The organism is Komagataeibacter swingsii, assembly GCF_003207895.1.
Taxonomy (GTDB): domain Bacteria; phylum Pseudomonadota; class Alphaproteobacteria; order Acetobacterales; family Acetobacteraceae; genus Komagataeibacter; species Komagataeibacter swingsii.
Genome location: NZ_NKUB01000002.1, coordinates 75,545 through 91,184 on the forward strand (window position 1 = coordinate 75,545; position 15,640 = coordinate 91,184).

The 15,640-nt window shown below is 66.9% G+C and carries 7 protein-coding genes; all 7 read right to left on the bottom strand.

The genetic code is table 11. The features are described 5' to 3' along the window. Positions 1 to 76: 76 nt before the first annotated feature. A complete protein-coding gene (treY, locus tag CFR76_RS02165) occupies positions 77 to 2,821 on the bottom strand; it encodes a malto-oligosyltrehalose synthase (RefSeq protein ID WP_110555611.1) in 2,745 nt (914 codons plus the stop codon). Beyond that, positions 2,818 to 4,902, bottom strand: coding sequence for a 4-alpha-glucanotransferase (gene malQ / locus CFR76_RS02170; protein WP_110555612.1), 2,085 nt, complete (start codon positions 4,900 to 4,902; stop codon positions 2,818 to 2,820). The genes treY and malQ overlap by 4 nt, the downstream gene beginning before the upstream one ends. Continuing rightward, positions 4,895 to 6,676 carry a malto-oligosyltrehalose trehalohydrolase gene (treZ, locus tag CFR76_RS02175; RefSeq protein WP_110555613.1) on the bottom strand — a complete coding sequence of 594 codons (1,782 nt, stop codon included), beginning with the start codon at positions 6,674 to 6,676 and terminating at the stop codon, positions 4,895 to 4,897. Before treZ ends, malQ begins: the two co-directional genes overlap by 8 nt. After that, positions 6,673 to 8,787, bottom strand: a complete 2,115-nt coding sequence (glgX, locus tag CFR76_RS02180) for a glycogen debranching protein GlgX (RefSeq protein WP_110555614.1) — start codon at positions 8,785 to 8,787, stop codon at positions 6,673 to 6,675. Before glgX ends, treZ begins: the two co-directional genes overlap by 4 nt. Further along, positions 8,784 to 11,003 (bottom strand): 1,4-alpha-glucan branching protein GlgB, encoded by a 2,220-nt coding sequence (gene glgB / locus CFR76_RS02185; RefSeq protein WP_110555615.1) that lies wholly within the window; start codon positions 11,001 to 11,003, stop codon positions 8,784 to 8,786. Before glgB ends, glgX begins: the two co-directional genes overlap by 4 nt. Positions 11,004 to 11,065: 62 nt before the next feature. After that, on the bottom strand, positions 11,066 to 12,688 hold the full coding sequence (gene glgA, locus CFR76_RS02190) for a glycogen synthase GlgA (RefSeq protein ID WP_110555616.1): 1,623 nt from the start codon (positions 12,686 to 12,688) through the stop codon (positions 11,066 to 11,068). 228 nt (positions 12,689 to 12,916) lie between these two features. After that, the gene (gene glgP, locus CFR76_RS02195) at positions 12,917 to 15,424 is read right to left on the bottom strand and encodes an alpha-glucan family phosphorylase (protein WP_110555617.1); all 2,508 of its coding nucleotides are present in this window, start codon (positions 15,422 to 15,424) and stop codon (positions 12,917 to 12,919) included. Positions 15,425 to 15,640 lie beyond the last annotated feature (216 nt).

A 15,640-nucleotide genomic window follows, 5' to 3' on the forward strand; every position in this document is an offset into this window, starting at 1 on the left:
AGGCATATGAAACGAAGCAGGATACAAAATTCCTGACTGGACGCAAGATCCACCCGGAACGGAACAGGCCCCCGCCCTATTCCCCCACCGCATGGTGAACAAGGCAGGCCAGCGGCACCTGCCCGCGCGTGAACGGATGCGTCACCTGCCATGGCATGTCCCCCAGCAGGCTGTGCCATGGCCCGCGCAGGCGCGGCAGTTCAAGCCCGAGGTCGATATCGCGCCCGGCCGCCAGGTTCGCCGCCCCCACCCCCAATGCGTGCGGCAGGCGGGGGGCGACGACCAGCAGGCTGGTCCCCCCATGCCGCCGCAGGAAGGCAATGCCGTGGGCGCGGTCCCGCCCCGTGGTTTCCACCGGCTCATAGGTGCCGAAAGTGAACAGGTCGGGATAATTCTGGCGGAACGCCAGGATGCGGCGGATCATGTCCTGCTTGACCCGCCCCGTGCGCCAGTCGGCTGCGGCCGCGGCAAAGCTGGTGTCGTGTTCCAGCAGCCCGGCACGGTAATCGAAATTGACCGGCGCGCGGTTATCGGGATCGACAAGGCTGAAATCCCACAACTCACACCCCTGGTACAGGTCCGGCACCCCCGGCGCGGTCAGGCGCAGCAACGTCTGCGCAAGGCCGTTCACCGCGCCCGCCGGGGCAATGTGGTCCACAAACCCCGCCATCTGCCGCAGGAAGGCTGCGGAGACCACAGGATCAAGCAGGCGGTCCACAAAACCGGCGCAGGCGTCCTCATACGCCGTATCGGGACGGGTCCAGCCGGTGTGGCGCTTGGCTTCCCGCAGGGCCTTGACCTGCCATTGCCGGATGCGCCTGCGGAAATGCAGCCGTTCGGCATCATTCGCAAACGGTTCCAGCGGCCATGCCCCCACCAGTGTCTGGTACAGCATGACCTCGTCAACGCGGTCAGGCCCTCCCCGGCCTGCCGCGTGGTTATGGGCGAACCAGTCCTGTACCTGCCGTTCCCATTCCACGGGCATGGCGCTCAGCACCGCAAGGCGGGCGCGGGCATCCTCGCCGCGCTTGTGGTCATGGGTCGCGGTCGCCAGCAATGCATGGGGAAACCGTTCCCGACGCGACAGGCAGCAGGCATGGAAGGCCGCAACCGGCAGGCCCAATAGGGCAGGGTCCGATCCCACCTCGTTGCGCGACAGCAGGCGGCCGTAACGGTAGAATGCCGTATCCTCCAGCGACTTGGCGGCCAGTGGCGCGGTCAGGTGCTCAAACGCCTGTTGCGCCCGGCGCACGACAGGGGGCGGCGCCTGTTCGGGACAGGCCGACAGCAGGGCCGTGATGTCCTCCATCACCATCGCCTGCGCCCCGGTTGTAACCTGACATGCCGCCCTCCCTGCCGCATCCAGCACCAGGTGGTCAGCCGCATGGTCCTGCACGGCCTCATCACCAAAATAGGTGCGGTAGGGACGAAATTGCAGCAAAAGGCATTCCAGAACGGGCCGCAGGTCCTGTGCCGCCCATGACCCGTCCCCGTCTGGCAGGCAGTGGCGCAACAGGGTGGCCAGATGGCTGGATTCCGCGCAAAAGACATGTTCAAGCAGATAGGCGCGCGCCGCCCGCACGATCGGGCCAAGGGGGCTGGCGTCGGGACCGCACCCGGCCCATAGCCGGTCCAGCACCCCGGCCCCATGGGCGTCATGCAGCACGGCTGATACCTGGTCCATGAAGTCATAGCCGGTGGTGCCATCAACCGGCCATGCGGCGGGAAGGCATTCCCCCGCGACCAGGATCTTTTCAACATAGACCGCCCCGCCGGGCAATGCGTCCTCCGGCCGGTCGGGCGTCAGGCGATCCAGCCGGGCGCGCAGGCGCTGGCAATAGATCGCGGGGACGGACAGGCCATCAATGTGGTCCACGCGCAGGCCATCCACCAGCCCGCGCCGGTACAGGGAAAGAACATAGCCATGCACGGCGTCGAATACCTCCTCACGTTCGACACACAGGCTGACAAGGCCGGTAATATCAAAAAACCGTCGCCAGTTCAGGCGCGACGCCCCATCGCGCCACCCGGCCAGCCGCCATGCCTGTCCCGCTAGCACGTCCGCCAGGCGCGCGCGGCCCGACAGGCTGGCGCCGTCATGCAGCATGGCGATACGGGCCATGCCCACCCTGCCCGCGTCGGTTGCCCCCCATTGCCGCAGCCTGTGCAGCGCCGCCTCGGACTCCCGCCCCGGGCCTGCGCGCATGGCCACGGTGGTAAAGGCGGCCAGCAGGTCCCCCGGCGCATCGACATCCGCCAGAAGGGATGCATACCCGGTGGGGCGCAACGGAAAGCGGTGGTCATGGTGACGGATGAAAAACAGCCCGCTGTCACCATCATGGCGCAACGCCAGCATGCCTGCCGCCAGCGCGTCATCAAACGGCCGGTCAAGGAAGGGCAGCATGACACGCCCGCGTATGTCAGGGTCCGGCGCGTCCCAGTCGATGTCGAACCAGTTGGCATGCGGCGATGCCCGCCCCCATGTCAGCACATCCATCCACCATGGGTTGTGTGCGTCCGCCGCCATGTGGTTGGGCACGATATCGACAATCAGCCCCATGCCATGGGCATGCAGCCGCGCGGCCAGCCGCGCCAGCGCCGTCTCGTCCCCCAGTACGGGATCAATCCGGTCATGGCTGACCGTGTCATAGCCATGCGTGGAGCCGGGACATGCGGCCAGCAGCGGCGAGGCATAAAGATGGCTCACGCCCAGCCGCGCAAGCTGCGGCACCAGCGCCGTCGCCCCATCCAGCGTCATGCCGCCCCGGAACTGCAGGCGGTACGTCGCCCGCACCGACGGCGCGCCGTGGCTGCTGTTCATGACGACCGTCCCGCCCGCAGCCGCCCGAAACGGCGGCGCGCATCCACGCCCGACAGCAGGGTCGCGGTCATGCCCGGATAGCGCCGGCGCCAGTTGGGGTGCCCGGTGGTGGTGCCGGGCAGGTTGGGCTGCTCATTCAGGCCCAGCAGGTCCTCCATCGCGATGATCGCCAGCGGGCATGCCGCGCGGGCGACGAACCCTATGGCTTCGTCCACCACCTTTACGGCGCCGGCGGCGGTGGCGGGGGGTTTTTCCACGGGCGGCGTCCTGCGCGCGGCCGGGCCTGGTGGCGGCGCGCCACGGTGCGCCATCATCGCCGCCCATAGCGCGGCGCGGTCGTTCTCGCGCTCGTCATTCAGGGTGACGCCATCCACGCCCGGGGCCACCTGGCCCAGTTTCACGCGCCAGTCGATGTCGGTCCCCTGCCACCAGCCCGCAACGGTGGGCAGGTCGTGCGTGGTGGTCATGGCGGCCGCGCTGGCCGACCACGCGCCCGGCGGCCGGAACGCCCCCTGTGGCGTGCGTTCGAAAAACAGCACGTTCATGCCCATGATCCCGTGTTTCTGCGCCATCGTGCGAAAGGCGGTGGTGACCGTGCCCAGGTCCTCGCCAATCACGATGGCATTGGCGCGCGTCGCCTCCAGCGCCACAAGCCGCATGAGGTCACGCACGGGAAAGGACAGGTACGCCCCCTCGGCCGATGTGCCCCCCTGCGGTATGACCCACAGCCGCTCCAGCCCCATGACGTGGTCGATGCGCAAGCCCCCCCCGTGGGCCAGCCCCGCGCGCACCGTTTCGATAAAGGCGCGGTAGCCCCCCGCCAGCAGCCCGGCGGGGGAAAAGGTGGTCAGCCCCCAGTCCTGCCCCACCGGGCTGAGCGCATCGGGCGGCGCGCCGATGGACGCGCCCACCAGGAACTCCTGCTGCCGCGCCCAGCATTCGCTGCCGGTCGGGTCAACGCCCACCGCCATGTCGGCCACCAGGCCAATGCGCATGCCTGCCGCGCGCGCGGCCCCGCATGCCTGTTCCAGGCTTCTGGCGGCCAGCCATTGCATGAACACATGGAAGCCGACGTCATGGGCGAATTCATAGGCGAAACGCGCGACCTCCGGGCTGTCGGGGTGACGCATCGCAATCGGCCACTGCCGCCAGTCCCCACCGCGCCCGCCACGGGTGGTGAAATAGGCATGCAGGGTTTCAAAAACGGCGTGCTGCTGCAATGCCGGGCCACGCGCCTGGTGGAATTGCGCAAGGTCGGCAGGCGGATTTGGCGCGATCCGTTCGTCATAAAGCCGTCGCAGCAGCTCATAGCGCCGGGTGGCGGCCTGCGGCCAGTCGACCAGGGGCGCATCCTCCAGCGTCCTGACGGCATCGACATAGGCCCTGCCATTCCGCAATCCCGCCGCCTGCACCGTCGCGGTATCGAATACCGCCAGCGGGTCCGCCAGCAGGACATTGAGGAACAGGCGCGTGGATGGCGAATACGGGCTGTACTGCCCCACGCGCGCGGCAAACATGGCATGGACCGGGCTTATGGCCAGCGCGTCCGCCCCCCGTGCCGCCGCAAGGCGTGCAAGCGTCGCCACCGCGCCAAGGTGTCCCATGCCGCCATCGCCGGGCGTGCGCAGGCCGTAGACCTGCGCGCCCAGCCCCCATGGCCGGTCTGGCCCCGCCCCCTCCATCCGCGTGCCAATGGTGGGGCAGGACGGCGGGGCCACCGCAAGGGTCGTGGCATACGGGCCGATGGACAGGCGATGGTACCCGCACTGCCGCAGCGGTGGCAGCGCGGGCCGCCCGCGTATGCGGCGCAATGGCCCCTCCACCACCGCGCCGGTTTCCATCTCGAGACGGAAACCGGCCGCCTGCGTATTTTCGGGCAGGGCCAGCGGGGTGACCTGCCCCACCACCGTCACCACCATGGGCGGCAGGCCCGCGCCGGCGGGCGCGCCATGCCCCTCCAGCACGGCCAGCAGGCGGCGCACGCTTTCGTTGGAAACGCGGTGGATCTGCCCCGCCGCGTCGCGCCAGCGCATGCTCAGCCCGGCATGGCGGGCGCGATCGACAAGGTCGCGGTTATTCATCGGGCACCTCGGCAAGGCGGACCATGACGGAACAGGCAGGCAGAACGCCTGAAATCCCGTCGGTTTCCGCCATGGGCAGGATATACAGGGGCCGGCCCCGCGGCGCATCGGGCATGGCGAGCGGCGCATCCCCCAGATTGAGCGCGATGCCCAGCACCGCCCCGTCCCCCATGCGCCACCGCGCCACCACCGCCCTTGGCCCGATCACCTCCGCCCCTATGGCATGGGCGCCGGACAGGCGGGGCATGATCCAGCGATGGCGCAGCGCCAGCAGGTGATGGATGAAGGCCGTCCACGCCGCATGGTCCGGCGCCATGCGTTCCGCGTCATGCAGGCGGGAGGCGGCGAAGGTTTCCGGCGCGTTGGGGTCGGGAATGGTGTCGCGCGTCTTTTCTGATGCAAAATGTGAAAACGCCGCGAATTCCCTGCGCCGCCCGTCGCGCACGATCCGGCCCAGACCGGGCGTATGGCTGGTGAAGAACAGGAAGGGCTGGCGCGATCCCCATTCCTCCCCCATGAACAGCATCGGGATCTGCGGGCACAGCAGCACAAGCCCGTAGGCCGCGCGCAGCGCCGGTTCGGGGGCAAGGACATTCAGCCGTTCGCCCAGCGCCCGGTTGCCGATCTGGTCATGGTTCTGCAGGAAGATGATGAAGCGCTCGGATGGCAGGTCGCCACTGGGGCTGCCACGCGGCCTGTCGGTAACGGGCGAGATTTCCCCCTGGAAGGCGAAGCCTTCCGCCAGCACGCGCGCCAGGGCGGCTGTGGGGTCGGGGGTGAAATTGGCGTAATAGCCCTCGCCCTCCCCCGTCAGCATCACGTGCAGGGCGTTATGGGCGTCATCATTCCACTGGGCGCGATAGCCCGCGCGCAGCAGGCCCGCGTCATTATTCTCGTTTTCCACGATCAGGTGGACATGCCGCCCCGGTTCGGTGCGCGTGCGGACGCGCGCGGGCAGGTCGCGCAACCAGTCGCGTTCGGCAATGGCCTGCACCGCGTCCAGCCGCAATCCGTCAAAACGGAATTCCATCAGCCAGTACAGCGCGTTGTCTTCAAAAAACGTGCGCACGGCCGACTGCCGGAAGTCAATGGCCGCCCCCCATGGCGTCGGCAGGTCGGCGCGGAAAAAGGGCGCGGCATAGGACGCCAGGTAATTCCCGTCCGGCCCGAAATGGTTGTACACCACGTCAAGGAACACCATAAGCCCAAGCCCGTGCGCCGCATCAACCAGCGCCTTGAGGCCATCGGGATGGCCATAGGCGGATTCCGGCGCATAGGGAAACACGCCGTCGTACCCCCAGTTCCGTCCGCCCGGTATTTCCGACAGCGGCATGAGTTCGATGGCGGTCACCCCAAGGGCCGCGATGCGGGGCAGGTCACGCACCACGCCTGCGTATCCGCCCATAAGCCCGACATGGAGTTCATATATCACCACATCATGCCACGGCCGCCCGGACCAGCGCGGGTACTGCCAGTCATAGGCGCCGGGATCGACCACCATGCTCGGCCCGTGCACGTCATCGGGCTGGTAGCACGATGCCGGGTCGGGCACCGCAAGGTCGGGGGCGACACGGTAGCGGTAGCGCGCGCCGGGACCGCAGGGAAAGACGCATTCGTACCATCCGCCCTTGCGTCGCGACATCGGTGCCGGGGCATGGCCTTCCACCTCCACGGCGACCGTATCGCATGACGGCGCCCACAGGCGGAAACGCGTATGCCCGCCATCCACCACCGTGGCCCCGGCATGCCGGGGGTGCTGGAAATACCGGTTCATGCCGCGTCCTCCGCATCCGGCACGACGGACAGCAGCACCAGGCCGTGGGCGGGCACGACAACATCGTGCGCCGCGTCATCCAGCGCCGTTTCCGGCTGTTCGGGCCGGGTGGTGTCCAGCAGCAGCACCCACTGCCCCGCAGGCCCCGGCAGCACGGCGCGGATGTCGTCGCCACCGGGGTTGAGCAGCATGTAGGTTATGTCCACGCTGTCCCCTTCCATGCTGGCGCGCCGCACGCCCAGCAGGTGGAAGGCTTCCTCGCCCCACTGTTCCTGCCCCATGGGGGAGCCGTCGCGGCGGAACCAGCCGATATCGGGCAGGTCGGGCAACGGGTGGTGCCGGCCGTGCATGTAACGCGCGGCCCGGAGCGAGGCATGCGCCCGGCGCAGCGCCGCAAGCCGGGCCACGAACCCGGTCATGACCTGCCCCGCCGGCGTTTCCGCCCGGTCCCAGTCCAGCCAGCTTATGTCGTTGTCCTGGCAGTAGGCATTGTTGTTGCCTTCCTGCGTCTGGTTGAACTCGTCACCCGCCAGCAGCATGGGCGTGCCATGGGACAGCATGAGCGTCGCCATCATCGCGCGCTGCACGCGCCCGCGCAGTTCCACGATGGCGGGATCATCGCTTGGCCCTTCCACGCCCCAGTTGGCGCTGTAGTTCTCGGCGTGGCCGTCCTGCCCGTTTTCCCTGTTGGCGTCATTGTGCCGCCCGGCGTAGCTGACCACATCTTCCAGCGTGAAACCGTCATGCGTGGTCAGGATGTTGATCGAACTCCACGGCCTGCGCCCGCGCTTGTCCAGCAGGTCGCCCGAGCCTGCGATGCGCGCCGCCATTTCGCCCTGCTGCATCGCATCCCCCCGCCAGAACCGGCGCGTGGTGTCGCGGAACCGGTCATTCCATTCGGCAAAGCCGGGCGGGAAATTGCCAAACTGGTACCCGCCCGGCCCCGGGTCCCATGGTTCGGCAATCAGCTTGCGTCCCGACAGGACGGGATCCTGTATGATCGCATCGAAAAACCCCGAACCGGGGTCAAAGCCGTATGGCTCGCGCCCCAGCACCGGGGCCAGGTCGAAGCGGAAGCCGTCGATATGGAATTCACTCGCCCAGTACCGCAGGGAATCCAGCACCATCTGCAACACGCGCGGATGTGACAGGTTGAGCGTATTGCCACACCCGGTATCGTTTATCATGTGGCGTTCATTCCCCGGCACAAGGCGGTAATAGGTGGCGTTGTCCAGTCCCCGGTAACACAGGGTCGGCCCCAGTTCGCTGCCTTCGCAGGTGTGGTTGTAGACCACGTCCATCACCACCTCGATCCCCGCCTTGTGCAGCCTGCGGACCGCCGCGCGCAGTTCATGCGGCGAACCGTTGGCAAGGTAGCCCGCATGCGGCACGAAAAAGGCCAGCGTGTTGTACCCCCAGTAATTGGTCAGCCCGCGTTCCAGCAGGTAGCGTTCGGGGGCGAAACACTGGATGGGCAGCAGTTCGAGGGTGGTCACACCCAGCCGGTGCAGGTGGGCGATCATTTCCGGCGCGCCAAGCGCCTGGAACGTGCCGGGCTGGGGATTGCGGTCCATTTCCCGGCACATGGTCAGCCCCTTTACGTGGGCTTCCATGATGACGGTGCGGTCCCATGGCACGCGGGGCAGGACATCGTCTTCCCATTCATAAGCGTCGTTCACCACGACGCAGCGCGGCATGTAGGGCGCGCTGTCGCGCCGGTCGAACGACAGGTCGGCGCGCGGTGAATGCAGGCGGTAGCCAAACTGCATGTCCGACCACGAAATCGGGCCGGTCAGGCGACGGGCGTACGGGTCGATCAGCAGCTTGTGCGGGTTGAAGCGGTGCCCGTTGACCGGGTCATACGGCCCGAAGGCGCGAAAGCCGTACAGCAGCCCCGGTTCCGCATCCGGCAGGTAGCCGTGCCAGACCTCGTCGGTATATTCGGGCAGGCGGAAGCGCGCGATCTCGCGCCGGTCGCGCGGGTCGAACAGGCACAGGTCAACCTGCTGCGCATTGGCGGAAAACACCGCGAAATTGACCCCCATGCCATCCCAGTGCGCGCCAAGGCGCGTGGGCGTTCCGGGCAGGAGCGCGGACGGAAAGCGCATCATGGCCCCTCCCCCGCCGGATGAAGGTAAAGGGCGGCCAATGGCGGCAGCGTCAGGACGCACGAACACGGGTGCCCGTGGGCCGCGTGATCCGTCGCCATGGCGTAGCCGCCGTTGCCTACCCCGCTGCCGCCATATTCGGTGGCGTCGGAATTGAGGCATTCACGCCACGGCCCGCCCACCGGCACGCCCACGCGGTAGTCATGGCGCACAACCGGCGTCATGTTGAGTACGACAAGCACCGGCGCATGGCCGGGGGCAAGGCGCAGCCATGCAAGGACCGTATTGGCCGTGTCATCGCCAATGACCCACGCAAAGCCCGTGGGGTCGCAGTCGCGCGCATGGAGTGCTGGCAACGCGCGGTACATATGGTTGAGGTCGGTCACGATCCGCAGCATGCCGGACTTGAACGGGTCGGACAGGATATGCCATTCCGGCTGGCCATCATGCGACCATTCGCCCTCCTGGGCGAATTCCATGCCCATGAAAACCAGCTTCTTGCCCGGATGCGCCCACATGAAGGCCAGGAACAGCCGCATGTTGGCGTGACGCCGCCAGTTGTCGCCGGGCATGCGCGACAGCAGCGATCCCTTGCCGTGCGTGACCTCGTCATGCGACAGGCACAGGATGAACCGCTCGCTGAAGGCATAGTGCAGCCCGAACAGGATTTCCGGCAGGTGATAGCCCCGCCATAACGGGTCACGGGCAAAGAAGCGCAGGCTGTCATGCATCCAGCCCATGTTCCATTTATATGAAAACCCCAGCCCGCCCTGTTCCACCGACCGGGTGACGCCGGGCCACGCGGTTGATTCCTCGGCCACCGTAATGGCGTCGGGCATGGCGTCGCGCACGGCCTGGTTCAGTTGCCGCAGGAAGGCCACGGCCTCCAGGTTTTCACGCCCGCCATGGATGTTGGGTATCCATTCCCCATCCCGGCGGCTGTAATCGCGGTACAGCATGGACGCCACCGCATCGACGCGCAGGCCGTCGATATGGAAGCGTTCCAGCCACATCAGCGCGCTGGCGATCAGGAAGCCGCGCACCTCATGCCGGCCAAGGTTGTAGATATGGGTGTTCCAGTCCCGGTGCACCCCCTCGCGCGGGTCCTGGTGTTCATACAGCGCGCAGCCGTCAAAATTGACCAGCCCATGGACATCATTGGGAAAATGGGCGGGCACCCAGTCCAGTATCACGCCAATGCCCGCGATGTGGCAGGCATCGACAAAGGCCGCGAAATCCGCTGGTGTCCCGTGGCGCGCGGATGGCGCGAACAGCCCCAGCGGCTGGTACCCCCACGACCCGCCAAACGGGTATTCCATCACGGGCATGAGTTCAATATGCGTAAAGCCCGCATCCATTACATAAGGGATCAGTTCCGCCGCCAGTTCGTGCCATGTCATGATGCGGTCGGGATCGCCCTGCGGCCTGCGCCATGAGGGCACGTGCAGTTCGTATATGGCAAGGGGCGCATCCTCGCGCTGCCTGCCCGCGCGCTGTTCCATCCAGTCGTGGTCCTGCCACGCAAAGGGCGCGGGGGATGCGATGACGGAGGCGGTGGCGGGGGGGCGTTCGGCAAAGCGGGCGAAGGGGTCGGCCTTCTGCGGCAGGATATGGCCCTCGCGCGTCATGATCTCGAATTTGTACCGTTCACCGGGGCCAAGGCCGGGGATGAACAGTTCCCATACCCCCGCCCCGTGGCGCAGCCGCATGGGGTGGCGCCTGCCGTCCCAGAAATTGAAATCCCCGATGACCGAAACCCGCCGCGCATTGGGCGCCCATACGGCAAAGCGTACGCCCGCCGTCGTATCCACCACCATGGGCTGCGCACCCATGACACGGTCGAGGCGCGGATGCCGCCCCTCGGAAAACAGGCGCAGGTCCGCATCCGCCACCAGCAGGCCGAAGGCGTAGGGATCATCCGTTTCCTCGACCGCGTCGGCCCACTGGATTTTCAGGTGATAGCGCGCGCCCGCGGGGATCGTGCCGATGTGCAGCCCGCCCTCCCCCATGCGCCGCATGGGCCGTTCGATCGCGCCCGCGCGCGGGCGTTCGACCACCAGCCGCACACGGGCCGCATCGTGGTATAAAACACGGATGACATCGACCTTGCCCATGTTATGCCGGCCAAGGATGGAAAACGGGTCGGGGCTGCGTCCATGCACCAGGTCATCAACGCCTTCGGGAAGGGAATAGTGGGCTGCATCGTGCCTGATCCTCATGCCGTGGCCTTCATTATTGTCTTTGGTGCAGTAACGCCGTCGAACAGATATGGCCGCGCGGGCTACGGCGCGGCCAGCGGGCGGGACAGGCGCGGCGGCCGCCGGGCGATCGTGCGTCTGCGGCCTTCACGCAGGCGCGTGCCCATATCCGCCCCGCCGGGCAGGCAGATCACGTTGGACGTTGCGGGCGCCGACAGGTCCACGCCCAGCACTTCGGCAAACAGCATGACGTAATGCGCGGCCTTGTCATTCCATGACACGTCATACCCCGCGCCATTGTGCTGGAGTTGGCGCCAGGCCGGACGGTTGCGGCGATACAGCGCGCGCGCGCGGCTGACGCCCGCGACCAGCGTCTCCCCATCCACGGGCGCAAACAGGAACCCCGTCGCCCCCCCGCGCGCCAGGGCTGCGGGGTTGGCGTCCACTATGGTATCGGCAAGGCCGCCCACCCGCGATGCAATCGGCACGGCCCCGTAACGCAGCGCGCCAAGCTGGGTCAGCCCACAGGGTTCGAAGCGCGAGGGGACAAGCAGCGCGTCCACGGCGGCGGGCACACGGTGGCCCAGTACTTCGCTATACCCGATATGGCATGCGAACCGTCCGGGGTACCGCCGGTGCAGGGCGACAAGGCCGCGTTCGATGTCCCGGTCCCCTTCCCCCACCACGACAACCTGGGTATTGCCCGCCAGCAGGCGATCCGTGACATCGGCCAGCAGGTCGATACCCTTCTGCGCGGTCAGGCGGCTGACAATGCCGACCACAAAGGCATTGGGGTCCGCCCACAGGCCGAACTGCGCCTGCAGGTCACGCTTGTTGGGCGCGCGCCCGGTCATGTCCCCCACCACGTAGGGAAAATGGACGGCCGGATCGCTGGCGGGGTTCCAGATGTCGGTATTGATCCCGTTCAGGATGCCTTCCAGCCTGTCGCTGCGATGGCGCAGCAGGCCATCCAGCCCCATGCCGCCTTCGGGTGTCTGGATTTCCTGCGCGTAGCTGGGGGAAACGGTGGTGATGCGGTCGGCATGATACAGCCCGGCCTTGAGAAAGCTGATCGCGCCATAGCATTCGCACCCCTCGACCGAGAACGCCTCGGGCGGCAGGCCGAACCGCGCCAGGCAACTGGCGGGAAACCGCCCCTGGAACGCAAGGTTATGGATGGTCTGGACCACCGGCACGCGGGGCATCCCCATCGCGATCCCGTCATGGTGCAGATAGGCCGCCACAAGCCCCGCCTGCCAGTCATGCGCCTGCACGATATCGGGGCGGTACCAGTCTATGCGGCCCTGCGCAATATTGGCGGCCATGCGCGACAGGACCGCGAAACGGATGCCGTTATCAGGCCAGTCCTGCCCGTCGGGGCACATATAGGGATTGCCCGGACGGTCGAACAGGTCGGGCGCGTCAAGGATCAGCAGGTCCAGCCCGGCGACGGTTGCGGACCATAACGTGGCCGCATGTCCCAGCAGGCTGTCCATGTGGGCCACCACCCGCCGTTCGCGCGCCGCCGCCATGACGGCGGGATATCCCGGCAGCAGCGTCGTGACCATGACGCCATAGGGGGCAAGGGCCGCGGGCAGCGAACCCGCCACGTCACCCAGGCCGCCGGTCTTGACGAAGGGAAACATCTCGGCCGTGACGGACAGCAGCCGGATCGGGGAAAAGAAGGTGGTAACCGCACGGACCATCGGCCTGTTTCCTTGCAGGGGGAAAAACCGGTCATGTTTTCTGGTTCTACGGCAGTTAACGGGGCATGGGCTGCATGGTCTCACCAACACGGTTATGTGATCATGCGCCTTTATGCCATTACTTCCGAATATTATCCGGAATCGCGGAATATAAGGAAAATGGCAATTATATGACGGAAATTATGAATATAGTCCCGTCATTATTATTTCCTTGCGCAGGGGCCGCGCCTATTTCTGCCATGTGATGAAAGCGGCTTCCAGCGGAATGGACGCATCGGGGTGAAAGCCCACGACCCGTGGCGTATAATCCGTGGCGGCACGCGCGGCGTCCACTTCCGCGCCATAGGCCGGCAGCCCGTCCACCCCGCCCGGCACGGGCGCCATCGGCACGACAAGCGGCATCCCGGCGGGTACATCGGCATAAAGCTGTACCTGCACCATGTCCGGCGTAATCGACCCCAGATGCACCCCGACACTGATGTGCCAGCGCTCCGCCACGCGGGTGACCCGCAGCGCGCCAAAGCGTATGTCGCGCCACCCCGCCGCCAGCGCCTGCTGCCAGCGCCCGAGTGCCGCCGCTTTCGCCCCGCCGTCGGCCAGGCGCGCGCGATAGGCGGCGACGGCGGGCAGGTAGAACTGCCGCGTATAGTCACGCACCGCCCTGTTGGCCGAAAAGCGCGGGGTCAGCCGGGCCATGCTTTCACGCATGACCGCGACCCATCCCTGCGGAATGCCCGCCCCGTCACGCTGGTAGAACAGGGGGATGATTTCGTTTTCCAGCAGGGTGTACAGGCAATCCGCATCATGCGCGTCCCGCCGGGGGCCTTCGCCATGATCCATGCCATCGCCAATGACCCAGCCCACATCCGGCGCGCCCGCTTCGGCCCACCATCCATCGGGTTCGGACACATTCAGGCCGCCATTGACCAGCACCTTCATGCCGCTGGTGCCACACGCTTCCCACGGGCGCAGGGGCGTGTTGACCCACAGGTCCACCCCTTCCACCAGCCGCCGGGCGATGGACATGTCATAATCGACCAGGAAAGTTACACGGCCGCACAGGTCGGGCCGCCGGATGAATTCCATCCACCGCGCAATCAGGGCCTGCCCCGCCATGTCCCGGGGGTGCGCCTTGCCCGCGACCACCAGTTGTACGGGACGGGCCGTACTGGTCAGGATGCGGGCCAGCCTGTCGGGATCATGCAAAAGCAGGTCGGGGCGCTTGTAGGCGGCAAAACGGCGCGCGAAACCGATGGTCAGGACATCCGCATCGAACCCCGGCGGCGGCATGCCGCAATCATGCTGCCCGCCCGCAAAGCAGGAACGCGCGCTGTGCTGTCCCGCAATGAACCCGACCAGCGCCGCGCGGGCCTGCGCGCGGGTATGCCACAGGTCATGGGCGGGGATGGCGCGGATGCCTTGCTCCATCCCCTCCAGCGTGCCAAGCCAGCGATCCTTGCCCGCCGCACTGGTCCACAGCGCATCGGCGGCGGCGCTGTCCCATGTGGGCACATGCACCCCGTTGGTGACATGGGATACCGGCACCTCGACCTGCGGCCAGCGGGGGAACAGCGGGTTGAACAGGCTGCGGCTGACCTGTTCATGCAGGCGGCTGACGGCATTGACCGCGCAACTGACACGCAGCGCCAGCCAGGCCATGTTGAAAGTGGTATCGGGGGATGCGCCCGCGCCCTGTCCCAGCGCCAGTATCTCGACGATATCGGTGCGGAGGCCATGGCGGGCGTAAAAATCCAGGTGCCGCCGCACCAGTTCCGGGGCGAAGCGGTCAAATCCCGCGGGCACTGCCGTATGGGTGGTAAAGACCGTGCCCGCGCGGGCGATGGCCAGGGCATGGGCGAATGGGATGCCAAGGTCTTCCATCAGGCCGCATGCGCGTTCAAGGGCCGCGAAGGCGGCGTGGCCTTCGTTCAGGTGGCAGACATCGGGCCGCAGCCCCAACACACGCAGCAGGCGCCAGCCCCCGATGCCCAGCACCAGTTCCTGGCGCAGGCGCAGCGTATCATCCCCGCCATAAAGCTGTGTTGTAATACAGCGGATATCGGGGGGATTGTCGGGGTCATTGGTGTCCAGCAGGTAAAGCGCCGTGCGTCCCACCCGCGCCCGCCACGCCCGCAGCCAGACCTGGCCCGTGGCAATGCGGAAGGGTATGCGCAGCCGGTCGCCATTGCCATCGCATACCGGCGCAAGCGGTAACTGGGCGGGATCATTAATGGGATACAGGGCTTCCTGCTGCCCGGTGGGGGAAAAACCCTGCCGGAAATAGCCCTGCGCATAAAGCAGCCCCACCGCGACCACCGGCACGCCAAGGTCGCTTGCGGCCTTCAACTGGTCCCCCGCCACATTGCCCAGCCCCCCGGAATAGATGGGCAGGGCCTCATCCAGCATGTATTCCATGCTGAAATAGGCGATAGTGGGTGGCGGGGACTGGGTGCAGACCTGCGTGAACCATGCCGGTTTTTTCTGGCTGTCGGCATGGGCCTGCACCAGTTGCGCCAGCATGTCGCGAAAATCCGCCCGCGCCAGCAGGCTGCGCAGGTGGCTGCGCGGCGTGTTGAGCAGCACGGTCCACGCATTATGCGTATGGTCCCATATATCGGGCGCAAGCTGGCGCCACAGCCGGTCGGTGGCGTGATTCCATGTCCAGTGCAGGTCCAGCGCCAGGTCGGTCACGGCCTGTTCATCGCCGGTGTTGCATGATGGCGTCATATCGCCCATGGCGTTCCATTCCTGCCGGGATCATGGCCATGCGTGGCAGGCACCCGCCATGGCGTGGCCTGCCGCCAATGCGCCCCGGACAGAGCAGTCGCACGCTGCGCGCCATCCGGCGACCCCGGCCTGACGCACAGCCGCGCGCCCGGACAAAAGGGGCAGCGCGTTCTTTCAGAACGTCCCTGAAACGGATGCCGGCCCCTGTCGGAGCGGCATCCGGGG